The organism is Methanofollis sp. W23, assembly GCF_017875325.1.
GTDB lineage: Archaea > Halobacteriota > Methanomicrobia > Methanomicrobiales > Methanofollaceae > Methanofollis.
Map to the genome: position 1 here is coordinate 2438724 of NZ_JAGGMN010000001.1, position 20894 is coordinate 2459617.

The following is a 20894-nucleotide window of genomic DNA, read 5'->3' on the forward strand; positions in this document are numbered from 1 at the left end:
TAGAGATCTCCCATCGATTTTTGGTGGGAGGGTATTCAATCGCCTTCCCCCATCGATCGCCCCGGGAGGTTGTGCCCCTGGACCCCCGCGACGAGGAGAGGGGGGGTGGCCATCCAGTGATTCCTGCAGGTCTCTCTCTCTCCCAAAGAGGACCATAGATCAGTGCACGATCCAGAGACCCACACTCATGTTCAATTGCGTATGCATGAGTCCCGGGTGCATGCTGAATTCTCCATATTTGAGATATGAGGATCCTACAGATGCTCTGCACAGTCTTGATGGGTATCTTCTGGACGTGCATTCATTTCGAGTATATCCCGAACCTCCATGAGACGCGACCATCATCTTGAACTGAAGGCTTTCCTTCCTGAAATTCAGAACTCTCCCCTCCACCGGATTTATGGATGGCAATAGGGACGTGAAGATGAGATGTGATCCTCCGCCAATTTTCATCGGCAGGGGCCCGGGGGGCGGCCAGCACATCCCGGGGAACGCTGCCCCTGGCGCGGTGGTGTGGAAAGGCATGAATACATGGGTGCGCAACGAAAAGGGGAGGATCTCCCTACCATCATCCTGGAAGGGGTGGCGCGGGATGGGGATGGGGATGGGTCCATGCCGGGACCGGCGCGACTACTCTCAGGGTGTTTCTCAGGGTAACACGGGGGAGTGGGTGGTCCTCCATACGATCATGGGCTTTGCCTTCATGATGTTGATGGCCGTTCATATCATCCTGCACATTCCCTTTTACTGCACTATCAGACGGTCTCTCTCGGGATCAGGAGAGGAGATGGGTGACCAGAAGTGAGGAGTCGGGGCCCCTGAGGATATACTTTTATCATCATGTATCGCCCCAAATTACATGATATAGACATGTCGTGCACCATCATTGTCGGAGGATTTTTTGGGGATGAAGGAAAGGGCAAAATCGTCGCGCATATTGCCCACCAGGACCATCCCTCTATTATATCGAGAGGAGGCGTGGGCCCGAACGCCGGACACACCGTAACCGTTGGAGACCAGAACTACGGCGTGCGGATGATCCCGTCGGGTTTCGTCTATCCTGACGCAAAACTCTGTATCGGGAGCGGAGTGCTCGTCGACCCCAGAGTCTTCCTCAAGGAGATCGACCTCCTCGGCGTCGACGGCCGCGTCTTTGTGGACGGGCGCTGCGGCGTCATCGAGGAAGAGCATGTAGCACGCGACCGCGGCAGCGATCACCTGGCCAAGAAGATCGGATCGACCGGAACCGGGTGCGGGCCTGCAAACTCTGACCGGGTGTTGCGGACCTCAAGGCAGGCGAAAGACGTCCCAGAACTCTCGTCATATATCATCGACGTGGCGGAAGATGTCAATGCGGCCATCAACCGCGGCGAGAACGTCCTCCTCGAAGGAACCCAGGGGTTCGGGATCTCCCTGTATTATGGCACCTATCCGTATGTGACCAGCAAAGACACCTCGGCCTCCCAGATCGCGGCCGACAATGGGGTGGGTCCCACGAAGATCGACGATGTCGTCGTCGTCTTCAAGGCCTACCCGACCAGGGTCGGCGAGGGTCCCTTCCAGACCGAGATGACCGCAGCAGAATCGAACACGCTCGGGTTCCAGGAATTCGGCACGGTCACCCATCGTCTCCGCAGGATCGGTGGGTGGGACGGAAAGATGGCCAGGTACTCAGCGATGATCAACGGATGCACGATCGCCGCGATCACCGGGATCGACCACGTCGACCCGGCCTGCTTTGGCGTGACCTCGTACGACGACCTCACTCCGAAGGCCCTTGAGTTCCTTGAGCAGGCGGAGAAGGATATCGGCGCTCCGATCGGGTTGATCTCGACCGGCCCCGAACTCTCCCAGATCATCGACGTGAGGGATGAACTGTGAAACGCTCGCTCCTCCCCATCCTCTGCTGCCCAGTCTGCAAGGGTGACCTTGAACTCAGGGTGGTTGAGGAGAAAGACGACGATATCATCGAGGGGGCCCTCTTCTGCAGCGCGTGCAAGGTTGAGTACCCTATCAGGGAAGGGATCCCCAATCTCCTCCCCCCTGCTGATCAGGACTGAAGTATGGACGTCCCCTGTGAGATCCGGTTCAACAGGCATAGAATCAATTCTATAGACCTGCCTGCCTCGGTGGAAGTTGGACCAGGGGACACGCTCGTACTGAACCTCTTCAATGAGGGTTCTCCCCTCCATCTCACCATATCAGCACCAGATGGTGGTCGTTTCACTGATTTTGTCCATGAAAATATTTTTTTGCAACATGGCGAGGACGTCCCGGTCTATCTCAGGAACGACATCTTCCCTGGTACCTTTACGCTCCAGGTGATCACCGGGTATGGGGCAAATCGCTCTGATATCCTGGTCTATGTCCGTGAACCTCCGGTTCCCAAGGGAGAAGAGCCGGTAATAATACCACCAGAACCAGAGGTTCCGCCAAGACTTCCGGTGGTCCCTTTTGCGATCGTGACTATGGCGGTCCTCCTCTTTGTTATCTATATCGGGACCGGGCTCACTGCCTTTGAGGCTTCGGCTTTCCTTCTCCTGATTGCAGGAGTGCTTTCGGCGTGGTTCCTGCGGTCCTGACACTTCTTTCTGCCCTGATCCTTGACCGCCTGGTCGGGGATCCTCATACGCCCTTCCATCCGGTCGCCCTCTTCGGGCGGTTTGTCGGGTGGTGGGGACGCCCAGGGCGCTATCCCCTCTCTCTCCAGCGGGTGGCAGGGGTCGTGCTCTGGACCTTCTCGGTCTTTCTCTTTGCCCTCCCCTTCTGGGTAGCCGAGAATTATCTTCCTTCTCTTGTCCTCCTCCTCGTCTCGCCGTTTCTCCTCAAGGTGACCTTCGCCTGGCGCTCCCTTGAGGAGCACGCCGCCGCCGTCGAGGTGGCTCTCTCTTCTGGGGGACTCGAGGAAGGACGGCAGGCCGCCGGGATGCTGGTCTCCCGAGACACCGCCGCCCTGAGTGCCGAGGAGATCCGCTCTGCGGCCTATGAATCGGTGGCCGAGAATCTCTCAGACTCGGTGGTCGCCCCGCTCTTCTGGTTCCTCCTCTTCGCCCCTCTGGGATTCGGGCTGACCGCGGCGGCGGTGTACCGGGCGGTCAACTGCATGGACGCGATGCTCGGGTATCCTGACGAACGGGTCAGGCTCGGGTGGTGGGCGGCGCGGGCCGATGACCTTGCAAATCTCGTCCCTTCGAGGCTGACCGCGCTGGTGGGGCTCCTCTACTTCGGGGTGAAGGGACGGTTCATCCCGGCGTGGCAGACCCTCCGCGCCGATCGGAGGGAGCGCCCAGGTCCCAATGGCGGGTGGCCGATGGGGGTCATCGCCGGGGGGACCGGGGTGAAGTTTGTCAAGCCCGGGGTCTACACCATCGGCCCTGGCGATCGCCGGCTTGTTGACGGCGGCCAGGATATTATCCGGGCGGTCCGGGGCATCACGCTTGGATTTTGCTCATTTGGGATCATCGCACTATTTTTATTGGGTTGACTGTCCAATAGGTAGGAATAATGAAACTTGAGGAACTGAGGTACGGCACCGAACTCCTGAAGCGGGGCTTTGCGTCCATGCAGAAGGGCGGGGTCATTATGGATGTGGTGAACGCCGAGCAGGCACGCATCGCTGAGGAAGCAGGCGCCGTTGCGGTCATGGCGCTTGAGCGGGTCCCGGCCGACATCAGGAAGGCTGGCGGGGTGGCGCGGATGGCCGACCCCGAGAAGGTCATCGAGATCATCGACGCTGTCTCCATCCCGGTGATGGGCAAGGTGCGGATCGGTCACTTTGTCGAGGCCCAGGTGCTTGAAGCGGTCGGCGTCGACATGATCGATGAGAGCGAGGTGCTCACCCCGGCAGACGAGGAGTATCATATCGAGAAGTCGAAGTTCACGGTCCCATTCGTCTGCGGCGCCCGCAACCTCGGCGAGGCGATGCGCCGGATCAACGAGGGTGCGGCGATGATCAGGACAAAGGGCGAGGCCGGGACTGGCAACGTCGTCGAGGCGGTCAGGCACATGCGGGCGATCCAGGGCGAGATCAGGGAGATTGTCGGGATGGACGAGCAGGAACTCCGTGCCCGCGCGCGCGCGATCGAGGCCCCCTACGAGATCCTTGCCGAGACGGCGAAGATGGGCCGTCTCCCGGTCGTGAACTTCTCCGCGGGCGGGATCGCCACCCCGTCCGACGCTGCTCTCATGATGCAGATGGGCGCGGACGGGGTCTTCGTCGGCTCAGGGATCTTCAAGTCGACCAACCCCCAGAAGATGGCAAAGGCCGTTGTCGAGGCCGTCCATCACTACACCGACGCGAAGGTCATCGCCGAGGTGAGCCGCGGGATCGGCGACCCGATGAAGGGCCTGGACATCCACGAACTCAAGGGAGAAGAGAGGCTGCAGGAGCGTGGCTGGTAAGAGGGTCGGCGTCCTTGCCCTGCAGGGGGACGTGAGCGAACATATCCGGGCCTTTGAGGTCGCTCTTGGAGGGGACGGCGAGGTCGTGCCGGTCCGCGTGCCGGCCGACCTTGAGGGCTGCGACGCCCTCGCGATTCCAGGCGGGGAGTCGACGACTCTTGCCCGCCTGATCGCCGAGAGCGGCCTTCATGGGGCGATCCGATCTTTCGAAGGCGGGATCTTTGCGACCTGCGCCGGGATGGTGCTGGTCGCGACCGAGATCGATGACTCCAGGTTTGAACCTCTCGGCATCGTCGATATCACCGTCGAGCGCAACGCCTTTGGGCGGCAGCGCGATTCCTTCGAGGCCGACCTCGAGGTCGAAGGACTTGATGAACTCTTCCACGCGGTCTTCATCAGGGCCCCGATGGCGACGGCTGCAGGTTCTGGTGTCGAGGTGATCGCCAGGACCGAGCAGGGGATCGTTGGGGTCAGGAGCGGGAAACATATGGTCCTCTCCTTCCATCCTGAACTCGGTGGCGATCTCCGTCTTCACCAGATGTTCCTCAATGCCCTCTGAACAATTTTTTTGAGTTTTTTCTTCTGGAGCATATTCCAAAACTCTCTTGGGATGAATATCTCTCTGAACTGAAGTGCATTCTTCCTGAGTTTTTACACTCTCTCCTCCACCGAGGGGCTCGCCGCTCGAAGATCAAATATCTTCTCAAGCTCGCTGGCGCTCGCACCCCCCTGACCCCACGCCGATGAAGATTGGTGGAGGATCCCATCTCGTGTTCCTGTTCCTGATCATCGCTCTGCCTTCCCGTCCCTATCTTCATCCCTGGGGTCTGGGGGCAGAGCCCCCAGCGCGGTGGTGTGGGAAGGCATGAATGCATGGATCCGCAGCGAAAATGGGAGGATTTCCTCACTATCTCTACTGCTATCTTCTGGGGGGGGAGGCCTGGAGAGTTTGGGGATGACCTCCTGGAGTAGATCCCAGAACGCTCCGGTGTTTGAATATTTTGTTGGAGACTCCGTTGATGAAGATTGACAGGGAACGGCTCTCTCCTCTTCGTGATCATTGACGGTGCCTCCCCGGCCTTATCTTCATCCCGGGTGTCCGGGTGCAGCGCCCCGGGGATGGTGTTGCAGGAAGGCAGGTCGATCTGATCTGCGGTCCCGTTTTGGAGAATATTATCCACCGTCTTTTATTCCGGACAATGGTCGATCGCGTACGCTTGGACCGGTGGTTTCTGTTCAACTCAAAATTTCAAAAAAAGGTCTTCGCGTTTTGGTGTCGACCCGACCCCTAGATCAGTCCTTCTATCCCCTCGGCGATGAGGGTGATCGCGAGGGCTGCAAGGACCATCCCGAAGACATTGGTCAGAACCCCACTGATCGTCTCGCCAAGCATTTGCTGGATCACCTCAGCATACTTGAGGGTGAGCCAGGTGAGGGCAAGGGTGAGGAGAAGGGCTAGGAGGGTGATGAGCACCCCGCACTTTGTCGAGAGGAGGATCACAGTCGTGATCGCCCCTGGTCCGCAGATGAGTGGGGTGCCGATGAGCACCCCAACATTTTTCTGTCGCCCTGTGGAATCAGGTGAATATTCAATCCCGAGCGCCTGTTGCATTCCGATGATTAAGAGAAGAAGTCCGCCTGCTACTTCGAAACTCGAGAGGCTGATCCCTAGGAGATCGAAGATGGGGAGTCCGATGATGAGGAAGATGATCATGAGTCCCCCGGCGACGGCAACGGCGATCCCTGCCTGCCGCGTCTTCTCTTCACGATCGTACCCTCTTGTGAGCCCGATAAAAGTCGGGATCACGAGGACCGGGTGTAAGATGATGAAGAGAGTCGCAAAAACATACAGGAAGGTCGTAATTATTTCTTCCATAGTAATATTATTTGATCTGTAATCTCCTCAATCTCTTCTATATGGCGAGCCCGGTCACTCCTTCGGCGATGAGTTTCACGGCGATTGCGGCGAGGAACATGCCAAGCACTCTCCCCATGATGTCGGTGACCGTCTCGCCGAGGATGCGGAGGATGTCCGCGGCATATCTGAGGATAAGCCAGGTGACAGCGAGACAGAGCACAAGGGCGGCGGCAGTGATGGGGATCCCGCACTTGGTCGAGAGAAGGGTGATGGTCGTGATCGCCCCTGGTCCGCAGAGCAGCGGAGTGCCGATGAGGACGCCGGCGATATTTTGCTTTGCTTTCAGGTCGTGAGGAAATTCGACCCCGAGCGCCACCTGCATCCCGAGGATGAGCAGGAGGATCCCGCCCGCCACCTTGAAACTCGCGGGGGAGATGCCGAGGAGGTCGAAGATCGTGAGTCCGAAGAGGAGGAAGACCGTGAGGATAACTCCGGCGACTCTGACTGCCAACCAGGCCTGTTGTGCCTTCTCTTCAGGGCGGCACCCCTCGGTAAGCCCGACAAAGATCGGGATGGAGAGGAGGGGGTCGAGTATGATGAAGAGCGTGGCGAATGCATAGAAGAGGACAGAGAGGGGGGTGTCCATCATATTTTGTACTCAATGCCTGGAGAAATACTTTTCAGAGATCGATTCTGCCGCCCCTCAGGGGAGGCCGGGATCGCCGTTCGATCAGGAGCACCGGGTGGAGGAGCGCCGGGGCAGTCGCAACCAGAGCGAATTTTTTCACTTCGTCTCTCTCATAATAGAAAGATGATAAGGAACGAGCGTCTCCAGGTCCTCCTTGTTGACGATGATCCTGAGGTTCTGGAGAGGACGAAAGAGTGGTTTGAGGGGAAAGAGGCGTTTTTCTGCACCACCGCCCCCTCTGCAATCGTCGCGCTTGACCTTCTGCCGGCAGGGAAGTTCGACGCCGTCGTCTCAGACTGTCAGATGCCGGGGATGGACGGGGTCACCTTCTTCAAGACGTTGCGGGCGCAAGGTTTCCAGGTTCCCGGGGTTCTGTACACGGGGATGGGGCGCGACTCGGTTCTTGAGGACGCCCTTGCCGCAGGTGCTTCATTTTATGTACGAAAAGGAGTGGGGACCAGGGCAGAACTGGTCGAACTTGCTCATGCGGTCCGTGCGGCAGTAGCCCTCGCGTCCTTGCGTTAGTGTCGTGTCACAAACACACGCTCGGCACCAGAATGCGGGTGAACGGAAGAGTTCGTTCTCTTCGGTTCGGTAGAAACCCCCATAGATCTGTCAGGGTGGCCTTCTGATCACGTGCCTTCTCACCTCGAATCGCGCCAGGGGGTGCACCCCTGAACCCCCGCCACACGATAGAGTCGAGGAATGCAACCCCTTTGTCATCTTTGTCCATGCGTATCGCCCCGCCCCTATAGTCACCCTGGGGATCCCAGGGCAGCGTCCCAGGCGAGAATAGGGGGGAAGGCGGCTGAATCATACTTGAACCAGGAAGAGACGAAGGTTTCTATTGAGCCATTACAGCATCTTTTTCCTGACAAGCACCAGAGCCAGGAGCGCTGAGATCACCATCGAGAAGACGATGATGATCCCGAAGGCCATGGGGTTCTGGGCGAATGGGAGTCCGACATTCATCCCATAGAAACTTGCGATCATCGTCGGGATCGCGAGGACGATGGTGATGGAAGCGAGAAACTTCATCACGATATTGAGGTTGTTGGAGATGATCGAGGCGAAGGCGTCCATGGTTCCTGAAAGAATGTTGGAGTAGATGTTTGCCATCTCGATCGCCTGCTTGTTCTCGATGATGACGTCTTCCAGAAGGTCTTCGTCGTCTGCAAACATCCGTACCGGTTTGAAGCGCAGGATCTTTTCGAGGACCACCTCGTTGCTCTTCAGCGAGGTCGAGAAGTAGACCAGGGACTTCTCAAGGTTCAGGAGTTGGATCAGTTCCTCGTTGCGCATCGAGGCATGGAGACGCTCTTCCACTTCAGAGGAACGCCGGTCGATCTGGCGCAGGTAGGTGAGATAATAGGAGGCGTTCCGGTAGAGGATCTGGAGGAGAAATCTGGTTTTTTTGAAGGTATAGAAGGTCTTGACCTTGCCGTCGATGAAGTCCTGGAGGATGGGGACCTCCTGGAGGCAGATGGTCAGGATATACTGGTCATTGATCGCGATCCCGAGCGGGACCGTGGAGAAAGTGCCGGTAGGTTCGCCTGGAATCCGCACCGGGACATCGATGATGATGAGGGTTCTCCCCTCTTCGCTTTCCATCCGCGGCCGTTCTTCCTCGTCGAGGGCGGCCCTGATGTCTTCGGGGGCCATCTCCATGACTCCTGCGGCGCGGGTGATCTCGCCCTCTTTGGGTTCGGTGCAGAGAAGCCATGACCCTGGTTCGATGACGTCGAGTCGTTCGATATATGTCCCGCTTGTGTCCTGACGTGTCTTAAAAATCCTGAGCATGCGTCCCTGGTTCTGATCTGCCCTGATCGCAGATGAAGGTGATGGGGCGGTGGCCAATGAGGATTTTTGGGTCTGGAGAGACTCGATGGGTTTGATTCTCTGGAGGGGAATGGTGAGCGTGCCGTTCGAAACCCTCCGATTTTTTCAATGGCTTGAAGATCAGAGATCTTCTCATGGTCGCTTCGCTCGCACCCGCCACCCGATAGGGCGAGGACTGCCTCTCCCTCTTTATGGTCATCTATTGTGCCTTCCTGTCTCTCTCTTCATCCCCCTGGCAGCGCCCCTGGCGCGGTGGTGTGGGAAGGCATGAACGCAGGGGGGCACACCGAAAAGGGGAGGATCTCCTCACCATCTCTACTGCTATCTTCTGGGAAGGGGAGGGCAGGAGAGTTTTGGGATGACTTCCATGAAAATGATCCCAAATATCGACCCTTGAGATTTTGATGGAGATTTTTCTGCACCAGTCGCGGTCCATACGCAAAGAACAGAGATGCTTTCTGAATAATTGCCTCTCTGCCTTCCTCGCCCTATCTTCATCTCGGGGGTCCGGGAGCAGCGCCTCCCCGCGTAAGCATGTGGGAAGGCGTGATGATCGATCTGGCGTGCTGCCCATATTGTAGAATCTTCATCCTTATTTTGTGCCTGGGGGTTGCGCCCCCCGGACTTGAGAACCAGAGATCTTCTCGACTCCCTTTGTTCGTTCCTCCACAACGAGGATAGTGGGGTCGGCGATGGAACAAGATCCCCTTCGGTTCTTCAGTCCTGAAAAAGAGAGATCAAACGACGAGACATCTGTACTGGTTTTCTCTCAGGCCTGCTTCATACTAATTTTTTACACGCGGATAGCAGGAATCCGGGACTCTAAAAAGAAAAAAAAGATTAGAGGAAGATCGGGGCAAAGACGACGGCCACGATGGACATCAACTTGAGCAGAATGTTGATGGACGGGCCCGAGGTGTCCTTGAACGGGTCACCGACGGTGTCGCCGGTGACACTGGCCTTGTGGGCGTCAGAGCCCTTGCCGCCGTAGTTGCCCATCTCGATGTACTTCTTGGCATTGTCCCAGGCACCACCGGCATTGGCCATGGTGATGGCGAGCATGAACCCTGAGACAAGTGAACCCGCGAGCAGACCGCCGAGGGCACCCTTGCCGAGCACGAGCCCGACGAGGATCGGGGCAACGATGGCAAGGAGACCGGGTGCGATCATCTCTTTGAGGGCAGAGTGCGTGGAGATGGTGATGCAGGACTCATAGTCGGGGTCTGCCTTCCCTTCCATCAACCCCTTGATCTCCTTGAACTGGCGACGGACCTCGACGACGATCTCGTAGGCCGCACGCCCCACGGCCATCATGGTCATGGAGGAGAAGAGGAATGGGAGCATCGCACCGATGATCAGCCCGATGAAGACCGGGGTGTCAAGGATGTCGATGGCGATGGTCCCGCTGGCTGGGCTGACCGCGTGGGCGTAGGCCGAGAAGAGGGCAAGTGCGGTGAGTGCCGCGGACCCGATGGCAAAGCCCTTGCCGATCGCGGCGGTGGTGTTGCCGACGGCGTCGAGGGTGTCGGTGATCTCGCGGACTTCAGGGTCCTGGTGGGACATCTCAGCGATCCCGCCAGCATTGTCGGCCACTGGTCCGTAGGCATCGACCGCAAGGGAGATACCCAGGGTGGCGAGCATACCGACGGCGGCGATGGCGATGCCGTACAGCCCGGAGAACTGGTAGGCGAAGAAGATCGCGATAGCGATGATGATCACCGGGAAGAGCGTGGACTCCATACCCTTCGCAAACCCGGTGATGATGTTGGTCGCAGACCCGGTCTGGCATGACCGTGCGATCTCGAGGGTGGGTTTGCGCTCGAAGGAGGTGTAGTACTCGGTGATCTGACCGATGAGGAACCCGGCGATGAGACCAGAGATGGTGGCAATGAAGACCCCAAACCCGTACTCGCCGAGGAGCATATTGGTGATGAAGTAGGTGGCGACCACCACGAGGAGGAGCGCGACAAGGAGACCCTTGTTGAAGGCCATGTGGATGGCGCTCGAATCGGCCCTGTTTGTCCTGACAAATAAGGAACCGATGATGGAAGCGATGATCCCGACCGAGGCGATGACGACCGGGAGCAGGATGACGTTCATCTGGTCGATGTTGGGGAAGAAGGTCGCCGCAGTTGCAGCGCCGAGGAGCATCGTCGCGATGATGGAGCCGACATATGATTCATAGAGGTCTGCACCCATCCCGGCGATGTCGCCGACATTGTCGCCGACATTGTCTGCAATGACGGCCGGGTTCCTGGGGTCGTCCTCAGGGATGCCTGCCTCGACCTTGCCGACGAGGTCGGCACCGACGTCTGCAGCTTTGGTAAAGATACCGCCGCCGACACGGGCGAAAAGAGCGATCGAAGACGCACCAAGGGAGAACCCTGCGAGGATGTTCACGATATCAGCCTGTTCCATCCCGGGCATAAAGGTGGTGAGCCCGATGAAGGCGATGGAGAGCCCGAAGAGGCCGAGACCGACGACAGACATACCCATGACGCTGCCGCTTGCAAAAGAGACCTTGAAGGCCTCGGCGATGCCTCGACGGGCGGCGTTGGTCGTCCTGCCGTTTGCGTTCGTTGCAGTGAACATGCCGATATAGCCTGCGGTTGCCGAGAGCACGGCGCCGAGCACAAAACAGCCTGCAGTAAGCATGCCGTTTGGCAGGAGCAATGCAATGACAATGGCTAACACCACGACAAACACAGCGATGGCCTTGTACTGCCGGTTCAGGTAGACCATAGCCCCGTTGTGGATCGCCGCGGTGATCTTTTTCATGACCTCAGTGCCTTCCCCTTCCTTTTTGACTCTCATGTAGGAGTAGCCTGCAAAAAGGAGGCCGAGAAGAGCGCACAGAGGTGCCAGGTACACGATTGGATCCATGTTTTTTCTATCCTCCGGGCGATGAATTTCGTATCAAAACCCGGTTGCTGTTCCTCTATGTATCTGATGTTCCAATGATAAAAAGAGAGCGATTTTATTGGTACGGCGGTCTGGAGGTCCTGGGTGGGGTGCGGAGAATGCCTTTTAATTTCTGTGGATTATCTCTGTTGAGAGGCCGGGCGAGGGATCTGAGAAGTCGATGACTTTTGGTTCCAGGGTCTGGAGGTCGACGACGACTGCCTGTGCCGGGGTGGGTTCGACGTTCATCTGTTTCTGGAAGGCGGTCTGCGATTGCCAGGTGCCTGCGTTGACCATTAAAACTCCGCGGTAGCGTTTGATCCCGGAGATATGGACATGGCCGGTATGGAGGATTTCAGGTACTGGATCGATGACGAGACTGTCGGTCCTCCCTGGGGCGATGGGGGTCCGCATGCCATAGGTCGGGGCGAGGTGGCGGCGCTTCAGCATCTCCTCCATGATCTCTTCGGGGTGGCGGTATGACGCCCCAGGGATCATCCCGATCATGTCGTCATAGGAGCGGCCATGGTACATCAACACCCTGACTCCCTGGAGACTGACCAGTGCTGGGTTCTCGACCCAGATACAGTTCGGGGGATATCCTTCCCTGAACTCTGGGGGGATGGCCGGTTGCGGTTCGGCCCCGCGGACCACGTCGTGGTTGCCAGGGGAGAGGACGATCGTGATCCTCTCCGGCAGGACTGAGAGCATCTCGCCGAAGGCACGGTACTGTTCGTAGATATTGGTGATCACCAGTTCTTTGTCCTGGTTGGGGTAGATCCCGATCCCGTCGACCATGTCGCCGGCGATGAGGAGGTACGCAATATCGTCCTGGGCGGAGATCCAGTCTGAGAAGCGGTGCCAGGCGTCTTCGAGAAAGGTGTCTGAACCGACGTGGACGTCTGAGATCAGCACCACCTTGCCAGGACGCTCTGATCGGAAGGGGGCGTTGTTGATCGGGATGTCGGGCCTGATCAGGGTGTCGGCAAAGAAGATGTTCCCGTCATTGGAGAGTTTGCCCTTGACTCCGATCACTTCGTCAGGGAGGATCTTTTCTGCTTCTTCAAACCCGTCCCTGGATTTGTTGAAGAGCACCCGCATGGTGGCGGTGGGGTCTTCAAGTTCCACGATCTTGTTGCCTTTGGCACTGTTCCTGATCTCAGAGACCATCCCGGTGAAGGAGATCTCCTCGTCCCGATACCTCCCATTTCTTCCGAGGGCTTCGATGGGCATTGGCTGGATCCGGCCCCGCATGATCCTTGAGTGTCTGGTGTAGCGGTCTTTGAAGTAGTTTACGTACTCTTCGAAGTCTCTGATCCCTTTGGCGGTATTTTCTTTCCCCTGGAGAACCTCGATTGTGGGGTCGGTCAGGAACCTGGTCCCGTCGCGGAGTTTTTTCGGGGTGTGTGCAGATCTCACAGGGGCTATTGAAGTGCCATCGATCACGAAGGAATTTTGAGGTGCTCCAGCGATGATCTGATCGATGAGGCCGGGGTCGTCCTGTTCCTTTATGAAGTCCACCACGTCCTGGGTGACCTGAAAAGAGGCGTCCAGGAACCTGGCGACGATCTCCTCGTCGCAGAGCATTGGTGATCTTTAGGTGATCCCTGGTGATCAATCCTTTGCATGGATCAGATCTCACCACCCCTCTCCACAGAGGACGGCATGCTCATGACCTGATCGTTCCTCTGCTGTGAGAGGGGTGATCCAATGAACTGCCGGTTCTGTAGAACCACACATGGACCTGAGGGTCATCCCGGATTTTACCGCGCCGCACTCCCCAGCAACTCAGGAATATGCTCATGCTCTGAAATTTGGTATGGGGGAAACTTTTATGCCGGCCAGACCAGACTATGGATGTATGGTGGAGATCGACGGCTCTGAACTCCCTGCAAGGAAGGCGGAATATCTTAAAACAGTCTATATGGTGGGGGGGTCGGCACGCACCACCGAACTCGCCGCCTCTCTCGGGGTATCCCCGTCCACGGCGACGAAGGCGGTGGCCGATCTGGCCGATGCCGGGTATCTTGAGCACCATCCGTACCGGGGTGTCTATCTCACACAGAATGGGGAGGAATATGCGCGTTTCCTGGTGCGGAGACATCGTATCGTCTCGCTTGCCCTGAGTCGTTTTGGTCTCTCCGCTGAGGAGGCCTGTCTTGAAGCAGGAAAGATCGAGGCCTGTGTCTCAAAAGATCTCGTCGATCGGATCTGCGCCTCCCTCGGCCACCCGGTGATGAGCGGGTGCGGGCCTATTGAACACGATCATTCTTGCTGCCCTGACGAACCCTGAGCCGCGGAAGGCGTATATAGGGCGCCTGCAATAGTTGGGTGCACACCAAATTTCAGGAGGAGTCTCAGATCTCAGAGATACGATATGCAGGTCAGGTGCTCTGCGCTATAGTGCTTGCCCTGGCTTTTATATTCATTGCAGGTTGCCTCGGTGAGGGGGAAAAAACCGCAGACGAAAAGATGCTGGTCGCCGTGACCATCCCGCCGCAGGCAGAATTTGTAGAGGCGGTCGGTGGTGACCGGGTAGATGTGATGGTCCTTGTCGGTCCAGGTGAGAGCCCGCATACCTATGAACCCACCCCAGGACAGCTTGCCAGACTCGGCGAGGCGGCGATGTATGCGAAAGTCGGGTCGGGCGTGGAGGTCGAGAATGCCTGGATGGAAAAGATTGCCGGACTGAACTCCCAGATGCTCGTCGTCGACTGTTCTGAAGGGGTCGAAGTCGTCGACGGCGATCCGCACATCTGGCTCTCTCCCAGGAATGCCGCGACCATGGTGCGCAATATCTGTGACGGGTTGGTTGCGGTCGATCCTGAGGGAAAAATGATCTATGAGGCACACCGTGACCAGTATCTCAATGAACTCCAGGATCTTGATGCCGAGCTTACTGCCATCCTTGAAGGTCAGGAGGGGACCGTGGTCCTGGTCTATCATCCGGCATGGAGTTATTTTGGTCAGGACTATGGGCTGGATATCGTCCCGATCGAGGACGAAGGCAAGGAACCGACTCCCCAGGGGTTGCAGCATCTCATCGACCAGGCCAGAACGGAAAATATCAGCGTCGTCTTTGCTTCGCCTGAGCAGTCCACCAGGAGTGCTGATGTGGTCGCCGAAGAGATCAATGGATCGGTCGTCCTGGTCAGTCCCCTGGAAAAGGAGTATCTTGAGAACATGCGCCATGTGGCCGGGGCATTTGCAGGGTCGGCATGAAGGGAACCCCAGTCATCGAACTCTTGGGTGTCACCGTCGACCTCGGCGGAAAACGGGTTCTTGAAAACATTACGGTTTCTATTGAAGAGGGAGACTTCTACGCGATCATCGGGCCGAATGGCGGGGGGAAGTCCACTCTCCTCAAGACCGTCCTTGGACTGGTCAGCCCGGCGGCAGGGAGCGTGAAGGTATTGGGGGGCAGTCCGCAGGAATGCCGTCATCTTGTCGGGTATGTCCCGCAGTACCGTACCTTCGACTTCTCGTATCCGGCGACGGTGGGGGAGATGGTACTCTCCGGGCGACTCGGGCATCTCACGAATTTTCCGAGACGTTATAGTTCAGAAGATCATGAGATGGCTGAAGAGGCCCTGACAATGATGGGGATCGCCGACCTTTCGGAGCGGGAGATAAGTCGGCTCTCTGGGGGGCAGCAGCAGCGGGCGATCATTGCCAGGGCCCTTGCCGCCAGACCGAGAGTGCTGATCCTGGATGAACCGACGGTCTACATCGACTCGCCCACTGAAGACCACTTCATGAAGACCCTGGATGCCCTCCGCGAGAAGATGACCATCGTCTTTGTCACCCATGACGTCGGTGTCCTCTCCTCCAGAGTGACCAGGGTTGCCTGTCTCAACAGGCATCTCTATACGCATGATTCTCCAGAGCTCACGCCAGACATGATCGAGGCGGCCTATGGGTGTCCGATCGACCTCATCGCCCATGGGATCCCGCACCGGGTCTTTCCAGAACACCGGCAGGAGGGACGCCGATGATCGAGATCTTTGGTTATGAGTTCTTCAGAAACGCCTTGATGGCCGGGTTGCTCGCCAGTGTTGCCTGCGGCGTCATCGGGACCTATGTCGTCGTCAAGAGGATGGTGGCCCTTGCGGGGGGGGTCTCGCACGCCGCCTTCGGCGGGATCGGGCTCGGGTATTTCCTGGGGGTCGAACCCCTCCTTGGCGCCGGGATCTTCACGGTGGCCTCGGCCCTCGGCATGGGTGAACTCTCCCTGCGCCGCCACCAGCACCTCGACACCCTCATCGGTGCCCTCTGGTCGGGGGGGATGGCCCTCGGGATCCTCTTTGTCTATCTGGCGCCAGGCACCGCTCCCGATCTCTTCGGCTACCTCTTCGGGAACATCCTCCTTGTCCCTTCAGATGAGGTTCTGGTCATGGCCCTTCTTGATCTGCTCATCCTTGGGACGGTCTTCCTGCTGTACCATGAGTTCTTCGCCGTCACCTTCGACGAAGAATATGCACGGGTGATGAACCTCCGGGTCGAGCGGATCTATCTCCTCCTCTTGGTGCTCATCGCCCTGACTGTGGTGATGCTCATCCAGGTCGTCGGGATCATCCTGGTTATCGCCCTCCTTACCCTCCCGGCCGCGATCGCAAGAGAGGTCACCGGCAGGCTCTGGAAGATGATGGCCCTCGCTGTGCTCCTGGGTGCGGTCTTCACGAGCGGAGGGATTGTGCTCTCGTCGCTTCTTGATGTGCCTTCGGGAGCGACGGTGATCCTCATCAGCGTCGCCGTCTATGGGGCGGTGATGGGCGGCAAGGCCCTTGCGCCCTCGTCGTGAATTCTGGATCTACAAGATATCGGTCCGCACAGGGTAAAAAATTAATATTTTGTTCTATTTTCTGGGTATGATCCGATGGCGGCCATCTCATTCGGGGTACGTGTTTGTAATTACGACGGCGGTCCCTCCGGTCCAACGTGCCATGAACTCATCGGTCTTCAGGTGAGTCGGTCCGCCGAAGACTGCCGGGTCTTCGAAGACGATCCTCTCCTCCTCTACCCCGACGACCACGACATATGCTTCTCCTTCAAGAGGGACGATGGCGGGGACGCCTTCCATGACCATGGCCGTCAGTTCTTCGGTCCCGATCCCTTCTCTCACCTCCGCGTTAAACCCCTCTTCTCTGGCCGTGGTTGCAAGTGATGCCGTCGTCTTCTCTGTCCCACTCACCGGACCGATCGCTTCGCGCCATTCCTGTTCCCCGCGGTCAAGACCATAATAGGCCATCACGGCCTGAAAAGAGGCAGCGGCCGATCCCTCTCCGTCGCTCTGTCGCACGTCTGGGACTCCGGTCAGTCCTTCTGCAACTGGCGGGGTGTTCTTCAGGAAGAGTTCAGGGAAGGCATAGGCGACCGCTATCCCGATGACCACAGAGGTCAGGGCGATGAGGAAGACGATCGTCAGGAGGATCGTCTGGGTGTCTTTCCCTCGTGCGGTCAGGGGCCTGGGTGGATCAGTGGCCTCGGATTTCATTGATTTTATATATGCCTTTTCCATGGTGGTCCGATCCTTTATCCTATTTTTATTTAAATATGGTGATCCGGGGTCCTGAACTCGTCTCTAAGTGCATATTTCAAAAGATCGCATAATTTGCCATACCTATATATAACCTTGATGCATCCGGGCAGTCCTGATGAATGGTGACCAGGTGGACAGTGGTCGGTTTGAAAGAGTTCCCGGGCGTATCGAGGGTCTTGTCGACCTCGCCTACAATCTCTGGTGGAGCTGGCACCCGGCGGCCCGCGGCCTCTTCAAGCAGGTGAATGGGTGCGCCTGGAAGGAAAGCCGGCACAATCCGGTCAGGATGCTCCTCGACGTCCCTGAAGGGTATCTCAAGCGAGCGGCCAGGGACCGGGAATATCTCAGGCGTTATGACATCATCATGGAACGCTACCAGGAGTATATGGGGAAGAAGAGTTCCTGGTTCATTGAGGAGTACTCGGCCTGCCGCCCGGTCACCATCGCCTATTTCTCCGCGGAGTACGGCCTCCATCATTCTCTCCCCTTCTATGCCGGGGGATTGGGATTTCTCGCCGGTGACCATCTGAAGGAATGTTCAGACCTCGGCGTCCCGCTCGTCGCCATCGGCTTCATGTACTCCTCAGGCTACCTCCACCAGCACATCGGCCCCGACGGCCTCCAGAGAGATATCGAAGAGTCCCTTGACCGTGAAAATGCTCCGATCACGCGGGTCTTCGATCCCTCCGGAGGCCAGGTCGTCCTCAGGGTGCCGCATATCGATCCCCCCATCCATGTCGCCCTCTGGAAGGTCCAGGTCGGACGGGTGCCTCTCTATCTTCTGGATACTGATATCAAGGAGAACCGGCCAGAGCACCGGGGGATCTCTCACCGCCTCTATTATGGGGGGCGGGAGGAACGGCTTCTCCAGGAGATCGTCCTCGGGATCGGGGGGAGGAAGGCCCTCTCACATCTTGGGATCCATTATGCTGCGGTCCACCTCAATGAGGGTCATCCTGCCTTTGCCCTTGTGGAACGGGTGCGGGAGCGGGTGGGGAAAGGGATGAGTTATGAAGACGCCCTCGATCAGGTGCGCGGGACCACGGTCTTCACCACCCACACCCCGGTCCCCGCGGGGCACGACGTCTTCCCCTCAGATCTCATCGACCGCTACTTCTCAGGATATTATCGGTGCCTCGGGCTCTCGCGAGAGGAGTTCCTCGCCTTCGGGGCGCATCCAGAGGATCCGCGTGCAGGGTTCAACATGACGGTCTGCGCCCTCCGTCTCTCGGCCCACCACAATGCCGTCTCGCGCCGCCACGGCGAAGTGACACGGGAGATGTGGCACTCGCTCTGGCCACGCCTCCCGGTGGATCGGGTGCCGATCGACTCGGTCACCAATGGTGTTCACCTCCCTACCTGGCTCAACCCAAGGATGGCGGCGCTCTTCGATGAATACATCGGGGCGGTCTGTCCATACTGGCCGCTTGAACACGACAAACCAGTCGTATGGGAACTTATCGATGAGATCCCTGACGACACACTCTGGCGCCTCCACCTCTGGCTCAAGACCAAACTCTTCAATCGGGTGAGGGAGAGAAAACGCGCGAAATGGGCCGAGCGGCGGGACGTGCCTGAGAACATTGTTGCAGAAGGGGTCTTCCTCGATCCGATGGTATTTACGATCGGGTTTGCACGGAGGTTCTCCACTTACAAGCGGGCTGACCTCATCTTCACTGATCCGGCGCGTCTTGCCGGGATCGTGAACAACCCCTGGCGGCCGGTCCAGATCGTCTTTGCAGGCAAGGCACATCCGGCGGACCGTGCCGGCCAGGAGATGCTTGGCCGGGTCTACCAGAGTGCGAGGTCGCCGGAGTTCGGGGGGAGGATCGCTTTTGTTGAGGACTATGGCGAACAGGTCGCCCAGTACCTTGTCCATGGCGTCGATCTCTGGCTGAACAATCCTCTCCCGCCGATGGAGGCGAGCGGCACCTCTGGGATGAAGGCGGCTATCAACGGGGTGCCGAACCTCTCGATCCTGGACGGGTGGTGGATCGAGGGCTACAATGGCCGGAATGGATGGGGCTTTGACAGGGAGTACGTTGGTGAGGGCAGGGACGCGGCAGACGCCGCTGCGATCTACGATCTCCTTGAGAGGGAGATCGTCCCGCTCTATTATGCCCGTGACCTTCATGGGGTGCCGCATGGGTGGGTGAAGACGATGAAAGAGGCGATCAAGAGCACTGCTCCACATTTTTCGGCGAGACGGATGGTGAAGGAGTACGTGAACCGCTACTATCCCAAGATACTTGCGTGTGCGAGCATCCCGGCGCTCAAGATCTGAAGGTGAGAGTCATGGAAGACAAATCATATGAGAGGGCAAAGAAGAGGGTACGGGAACTCAGGGGGTTTTACGAGCATCTCGGGGTCTACCTGATCATCAATCTCATGCTCTTTGCGATCAATGCCGTCACCTCCCCAGGGGTGTGGTGGTTCTACTGGGTGAGCCTCTTTTGGGGGGTCGGGCTCCTCTTCCATGCCCTGGGGGCGTTTCTTGGGGGGCGGTTCCTGGGGCCGGAGTGGGAGGAGCAGAAGGTGCGGGAATATGTGGAGAAAGAGAGGAAGAGAAGAGGATGACTTGGGGGTGTAGGGTTGGCTCTGTAGAATTAGGGCATGAGCCCCGGGCTCACGCATACGGGATGAACATTTCTCGTCGCTTCATCGCCGCCCCCACCTCTCCCCACTGTGGGGGGGTTCACGGGGGTCTCCCCCTGGCGTGAGAGAGACAAGAGTTTCTTCGTATTTCTGTGGGGCGGCACAGATGATCGACGTGCCTTCCCACACCTTCACGCCGGGGGCGCGGCTCCCCCGGACCCCCGGGATGAAGAGAGGGACGGGAAGGCAGGGGCGAGAACATGAAGAGGGTAGTGGCGAGACCTACGTTCTCTTCACGCAAGGAGAGAGAGATCTCGTTCTATTGCATCGTGTTGACGACTTTTCGTTCTTGACTCGACACTAGAAGAGGGAACAGGGATCCACTCATTCCAGAGAACTTCAATATTTTTCATCCTATATCTTTGAGCCCACGGTTCATGCCAGATTCTACAGATCCGATTCATCAGATATGAGAGAGGTGATATGAAGTCACGCTTCTCTCAATCTCGGTCATCTGTAGAGAAAAAGATCCAGAGAGATCTGGGATCCCCTCAGAGATAATATCCCTGGATCTCCACCACTTCGGTAGAATTTTTCGCTGCCGCGTATTCGCGGAGGGGTTCGGCGTTCAGTTCGAGGAAGTGAAGTCCCCAGTTGAACTTGGAGAGAACCTTTCTGGCCTGCTCCTCCTCGCCGAGGATATAGAGGGCTGCTGCAAAAGCCTCGACCGAGGTGAGACGCAGGGGCCTGCCGAAGTTCACCGGGTTGGCGGCGACAAGGTACGGGAGGGCCCGGCGGGTCGGCCACCGCCTGATCGTCCAGGTCTCAAGCACCTCCCAGGAACAGTCGAGGGCGGTGATGGAAGGGATGCCCCGGTCGGCCGGTGAAAGGGCCTGTTCTGCCGTCGGGTCGAGGATGAGCGAGGAGCGCGGGATGCGGTCAAGGGAATCGACCACCCTGACCAGGTCCCATTTCTCCATCCTCTTGACCGTGCACTTCCTGGGGTCGCAGGAGTTGTCCCTGAAGGCGTAGAGGCGTATCATCTATCTCGGTATGGGACAGAGTGAAGATGA

General features: G+C 58.0%; 20 protein-coding genes. 13 read left to right on the forward strand and 7 right to left on the reverse strand.

Features of this window, described 5'->3' with window-relative positions:
* Nucleotides 1-870 precede the first annotated feature (870 nt).
* Genes J2129_RS10480 through pdxT form a run of 6 tightly spaced genes read left to right on the forward strand, consistent with a single transcriptional unit; the run spans nucleotide 871 to nucleotide 4960 of the window.
* Entirely contained in the window at nucleotides 871-1881 is a 1011-nt protein-coding gene (locus tag J2129_RS10480) for an adenylosuccinate synthetase (RefSeq protein ID WP_209630817.1), read from the forward strand.
* Nucleotides 1878-2060, forward strand: coding sequence for a methytransferase partner Trm112 (locus J2129_RS10485; protein WP_209630818.1), 183 nt, complete (start codon nucleotides 1878-1880; stop codon nucleotides 2058-2060). Before J2129_RS10480 ends, J2129_RS10485 begins: the two co-directional genes overlap by 4 nt.
* 3 nt (nucleotides 2061-2063) lie before the next feature.
* A complete protein-coding gene (locus J2129_RS10490; protein WP_209630819.1) occupies nucleotides 2064-2582 on the forward strand; it encodes a hypothetical protein in 519 nt (172 codons plus the stop codon).
* The gene (cbiB, locus tag J2129_RS10495; RefSeq protein ID WP_209630820.1) at nucleotides 2564-3484 is read left to right on the forward strand and encodes an adenosylcobinamide-phosphate synthase CbiB; all 921 of its coding nucleotides are present in this window, start codon (nucleotides 2564-2566) and stop codon (nucleotides 3482-3484) included. Before J2129_RS10490 ends, cbiB begins: the two co-directional genes overlap by 19 nt.
* A gap of 20 nt (nucleotides 3485-3504) precedes the next feature.
* The gene (gene pdxS, locus J2129_RS10500) at nucleotides 3505-4401 is read left to right on the forward strand and encodes a pyridoxal 5'-phosphate synthase lyase subunit PdxS (protein WP_209630821.1); all 897 of its coding nucleotides are present in this window, start codon (nucleotides 3505-3507) and stop codon (nucleotides 4399-4401) included.
* The gene (gene pdxT, locus J2129_RS10505) at nucleotides 4391-4960 is read left to right on the forward strand and encodes a pyridoxal 5'-phosphate synthase glutaminase subunit PdxT (protein WP_209630822.1); all 570 of its coding nucleotides are present in this window, start codon (nucleotides 4391-4393) and stop codon (nucleotides 4958-4960) included. Before pdxS ends, pdxT begins: the two co-directional genes overlap by 11 nt.
* A 729-nt stretch (nucleotides 4961-5689) precedes the next feature.
* Here pdxT and J2129_RS10510 read toward each other — a convergent pair.
* The gene (locus J2129_RS10510; RefSeq protein ID WP_209630823.1) at nucleotides 5690-6277 is read right to left on the reverse strand and encodes a MarC family protein; all 588 of its coding nucleotides are present in this window, start codon (nucleotides 6275-6277) and stop codon (nucleotides 5690-5692) included.
* A 37-nt stretch (nucleotides 6278-6314) separates the two neighbouring features.
* Nucleotides 6315-6908: a MarC family protein gene (locus J2129_RS10515; protein WP_245320738.1), complete on the reverse strand. Its 594-nt coding sequence runs from the start codon at nucleotides 6906-6908 to the stop codon at nucleotides 6315-6317.
* 162 nt (nucleotides 6909-7070) lie between these two features.
* Here J2129_RS10515 and J2129_RS10520 point away from each other — a divergent pair, with 162 nt between their 5' ends.
* Nucleotides 7071-7472, forward strand: a complete 402-nt coding sequence (locus J2129_RS10520; protein WP_209630824.1) for a response regulator — start codon at nucleotides 7071-7073, stop codon at nucleotides 7470-7472.
* A gap of 330 nt (nucleotides 7473-7802) precedes the next feature.
* Here the strand turns inward: J2129_RS10520 and J2129_RS10525 are convergent, their stop codons facing one another.
* The 3 genes from J2129_RS10525 to J2129_RS10535 form a co-directional block, all read right to left on the reverse strand.
* Entirely contained in the window at nucleotides 7803-8747 is a 945-nt protein-coding gene (locus J2129_RS10525) for a magnesium transporter CorA family protein (protein WP_209630825.1), read from the reverse strand.
* Between the two features lie 879 nt (nucleotides 8748-9626).
* The gene (locus J2129_RS10530; protein WP_209630826.1) at nucleotides 9627-11669 is read right to left on the reverse strand and encodes a sodium-translocating pyrophosphatase; all 2043 of its coding nucleotides are present in this window, start codon (nucleotides 11667-11669) and stop codon (nucleotides 9627-9629) included.
* 144 nt (nucleotides 11670-11813) lie between these two features.
* Nucleotides 11814-13274, reverse strand: a complete 1461-nt coding sequence (locus J2129_RS10535; protein WP_209630827.1) for a DNA-directed DNA polymerase II small subunit — start codon at nucleotides 13272-13274, stop codon at nucleotides 11814-11816.
* Between the two features lie 247 nt (nucleotides 13275-13521).
* Here J2129_RS10535 and J2129_RS10540 point away from each other — a divergent pair, with 247 nt between their 5' ends.
* The 4 genes from J2129_RS10540 to J2129_RS10555 all read left to right on the forward strand — a co-directional run bounded on the left by J2129_RS10540 (nucleotide 13522) and on the right by J2129_RS10555 (nucleotide 16488).
* Complete coding sequence (locus J2129_RS10540) at nucleotides 13522-13980, forward strand: metal-dependent transcriptional regulator (protein ID WP_245320739.1); 459 nt, start codon at nucleotides 13522-13524, stop codon at nucleotides 13978-13980.
* Between the two features lie 95 nt (nucleotides 13981-14075).
* The gene (locus J2129_RS10545; protein ID WP_348632317.1) at nucleotides 14076-14909 is read left to right on the forward strand and encodes a zinc ABC transporter substrate-binding protein; all 834 of its coding nucleotides are present in this window, start codon (nucleotides 14076-14078) and stop codon (nucleotides 14907-14909) included.
* Complete coding sequence (locus J2129_RS10550; protein ID WP_209630828.1) at nucleotides 14906-15682, forward strand: metal ABC transporter ATP-binding protein; 777 nt, start codon at nucleotides 14906-14908, stop codon at nucleotides 15680-15682. Before J2129_RS10545 ends, J2129_RS10550 begins: the two co-directional genes overlap by 4 nt.
* The gene (locus J2129_RS10555) at nucleotides 15679-16488 is read left to right on the forward strand and encodes a metal ABC transporter permease (RefSeq protein WP_209630829.1); all 810 of its coding nucleotides are present in this window, start codon (nucleotides 15679-15681) and stop codon (nucleotides 16486-16488) included. The genes J2129_RS10550 and J2129_RS10555 overlap by 4 nt, the downstream gene beginning before the upstream one ends.
* Nucleotides 16489-16575: 87 nt before the next feature.
* On the opposite strand, the gene J2129_RS10560 is transcribed toward J2129_RS10555, so the two are convergent.
* The gene (locus J2129_RS10560) at nucleotides 16576-17181 is read right to left on the reverse strand and encodes a cysteine peptidase family C39 domain-containing protein (protein WP_209630830.1); all 606 of its coding nucleotides are present in this window, start codon (nucleotides 17179-17181) and stop codon (nucleotides 16576-16578) included.
* Nucleotides 17182-17341: 160 nt separating this feature from the next.
* Between J2129_RS10560 and glgP the strand changes: the two genes are divergently transcribed.
* Nucleotides 17342-19510, forward strand: a complete 2169-nt coding sequence (gene glgP, locus J2129_RS10565; RefSeq protein ID WP_209630831.1) for an alpha-glucan family phosphorylase — start codon at nucleotides 17342-17344, stop codon at nucleotides 19508-19510.
* 11 nt (nucleotides 19511-19521) lie between these two features.
* Nucleotides 19522-19803, forward strand: coding sequence for a 2TM domain-containing protein (locus J2129_RS10570; protein WP_209630832.1), 282 nt, complete (start codon nucleotides 19522-19524; stop codon nucleotides 19801-19803).
* 569 nt (nucleotides 19804-20372) lie between these two features.
* On the opposite strand, the gene J2129_RS10575 is transcribed toward J2129_RS10570, so the two are convergent.
* Entirely contained in the window at nucleotides 20373-20864 is a 492-nt protein-coding gene (locus J2129_RS10575) for a DUF367 family protein (protein ID WP_209630833.1), read from the reverse strand.
* Nucleotides 20865-20894: the final 30 nt, after the last annotated feature.

Bases quoted from the DNA above. Each gene is read 5' to 3' on its own strand.
- J2129_RS10480 (WP_209630817.1), top strand. From the start codon at position 871: ATGTCGTGCACCATCATTGTCGGAGGATTTTTTGGGGATGAAGGAAAG.
- J2129_RS10490 (WP_209630819.1), top strand. From the start codon at position 2,064: ATGGACGTCCCCTGTGAGATCCGGTTCAACAGGCATAGAATCAATTCT.
- pdxS (WP_209630821.1), top strand. From the start codon at position 3,505: ATGAAACTTGAGGAACTGAGGTACGGCACCGAACTCCTGAAGCGGGGC.
- J2129_RS10510 (WP_209630823.1), bottom strand. From the start codon at position 6,277: ATGGAAGAAATAATTACGACCTTCCTGTATGTTTTTGCGACTCTCTTC.
- J2129_RS10515 (WP_245320738.1), bottom strand. From the start codon at position 6,908: ATGATGGACACCCCCCTCTCTGTCCTCTTCTATGCATTCGCCACGCTC.
- J2129_RS10520 (WP_209630824.1), top strand. From the start codon at position 7,071: ATGATAAGGAACGAGCGTCTCCAGGTCCTCCTTGTTGACGATGATCCT.
- J2129_RS10525 (WP_209630825.1), bottom strand. From the start codon at position 8,747: ATGCTCAGGATTTTTAAGACACGTCAGGACACAAGCGGGACATATATC.
- J2129_RS10530 (WP_209630826.1), bottom strand. From the start codon at position 11,669: ATGGATCCAATCGTGTACCTGGCACCTCTGTGCGCTCTTCTCGGCCTC.
- J2129_RS10535 (WP_209630827.1), bottom strand. From the start codon at position 13,274: ATGCTCTGCGACGAGGAGATCGTCGCCAGGTTCCTGGACGCCTCTTTT.
- J2129_RS10540 (WP_245320739.1), top strand. From the start codon at position 13,522: ATGCCGGCCAGACCAGACTATGGATGTATGGTGGAGATCGACGGCTCT.
- J2129_RS10550 (WP_209630828.1), top strand. From the start codon at position 14,906: ATGAAGGGAACCCCAGTCATCGAACTCTTGGGTGTCACCGTCGACCTC.
- J2129_RS10555 (WP_209630829.1), top strand. From the start codon at position 15,679: ATGATCGAGATCTTTGGTTATGAGTTCTTCAGAAACGCCTTGATGGCC.
- J2129_RS10560 (WP_209630830.1), bottom strand. From the start codon at position 17,181: ATGAAATCCGAGGCCACTGATCCACCCAGGCCCCTGACCGCACGAGGG.
- glgP (WP_209630831.1), top strand. From the start codon at position 17,342: ATGAATGGTGACCAGGTGGACAGTGGTCGGTTTGAAAGAGTTCCCGGG.
- J2129_RS10570 (WP_209630832.1), top strand. From the start codon at position 19,522: ATGGAAGACAAATCATATGAGAGGGCAAAGAAGAGGGTACGGGAACTC.
- J2129_RS10575 (WP_209630833.1), bottom strand. From the start codon at position 20,864: ATGATACGCCTCTACGCCTTCAGGGACAACTCCTGCGACCCCAGGAAG.